The organism is Oleiphilus sp. HI0066, from assembly GCF_001635725.1.
The window spans coordinates 1-1,216 of sequence record NZ_LWFH01001349.1 but is presented as its reverse complement, the minus strand read 5'-3'; the positions used below and the strand labels follow the sequence as shown (position 1 = coordinate 1,216).

Sequence of the window (1,216 nt, the reverse complement as noted above, 5' to 3'; positions counted from 1 at the left end):
CGCACTCATGTATCACCCACCGCTCTCTCAAAACGGCAAAGAGAGACTCTCTGCGATGAGAGAAAGCAACGACGGATTCAAGATCGCTGAAAAAGATCTCGAAATTCGCGGGCCCGGTGAAGTATTAGGGACACGACAAACCGGATTGGTCTCTTTCAGAATTGCGGACATTCAACGTGATGCGGCTTGGCTAGATACCGTCAAACAGGTTGCTCAAATAATGCAACGCTACCCAAGACAATCAAGCGCGCTAATTGAACGCTGGGTTGGAAATAGACAACAATTTGCTGAGGTTTAACGATCGTATGAATAGGGTCTGACCCCGTCAAGGGGTCAGACCCTTTAAGAAAGGCATTAGGGCTTTGGACCAACAACAATATTACCTTTCCTGTTTATTTCGTAATAAGGGACGGCCAAAGGCATTATATACTCATTTGAAGAAATACCAGCCACATCGTAAGTGAAGCGATGGTTTTCAAAATTGATAGACTGGCGACCAAAAGAACAAGAAATAACTCCCTCATATACTAAGCCATTTGATAGCTCTATCGCCCCGCCATGATAAATAAGATCTCCACAAAAAACCCAGTTACCATGCTCACGGACAAAAACTCTGCCTCTAGACTCCCAAGTTTTAAAAACAAAAAACTCTTTGTCTTTCGACCTAAAATTACCATCAAATTTCTCTGACCAGGAACGTTCCAGAATGTAAGGTTGTGTTTTGACGGGTTCATAGGTTTCTAACCATTCGATTTGCTCTGGTGTTCGTCTGTACACCCAAATCTCATTGTCGAATTTTTTGAGTTCCCCGTAGTCCAGGTTTGAGGCGGCTATCTCCACCTGCCATTTATCTATGGAATTTTTAGGAGGATTCATTGATTTAACAAATGGAAGGAAGCTCATTACTAAGCCAAAACCAAGTAAAAATAGAACGATATATTTAAGGAGCGTTTTTCGATTAAAAAGCATTGTTTGTCCATTCCATGGAAATAAATCTTTCGTTTTTATAAGGACTTTGTTTGGATTTGATATTGGTGTGGAGATTCCCCCGTCCAACGTTTAAAGGCTCGACTAAAGGCACTCACCTCAGAGAACCCCAATAAAAAAGCTAGCTCGGTAAAACTGTACTTGTCTTCTTTTATACTGCGAATCGCAAATTCAGAACGAACCTCATCCACAATCTCATGATAAGAAACACCTTCTTTTTTTAGCCTTC

Annotated in this window: 2 protein-coding genes and 1 pseudogene; 1 reads left to right on the top strand and 2 read right to left on the bottom strand. The window is 41.4% G+C overall.

The window, feature by feature from the left end; all coding sequences use genetic code 11:
- Nucleotides 1–298 (top strand): annotated as a pseudogene (locus A3738_RS20300) (ATP-dependent DNA helicase RecG); the annotation flags it as partial.
- Nucleotides 299–354: 56 nt separating this feature from the next.
- On the opposite strand, the gene A3738_RS20295 reads toward A3738_RS20300, so the two are convergent.
- Both A3738_RS20295 and A3738_RS20290 read right to left on the bottom strand, forming a co-directional pair.
- Nucleotides 355–969 (bottom strand): hypothetical protein, encoded by a 615-nt coding sequence (locus A3738_RS20295; RefSeq protein WP_068501401.1) that lies wholly within the window; start codon nt 967–969, stop codon nt 355–357.
- A 35-nt stretch (nt 970–1,004) separates the two neighbouring features.
- A partial coding sequence (locus A3738_RS20290) for a helix-turn-helix transcriptional regulator (RefSeq protein ID WP_156504368.1) occupies nt 1,005–1,216 on the bottom strand: 212 nt, incomplete at its 5' end.

Excerpts from the sequence above, each read along its gene's own strand:
- A3738_RS20295 (WP_068501401.1), bottom strand. The coding sequence starts at position 969 with ATGCTTTTTAATCGAAAAACGCTCCTTAAATATATCGTTCTATTTTTA.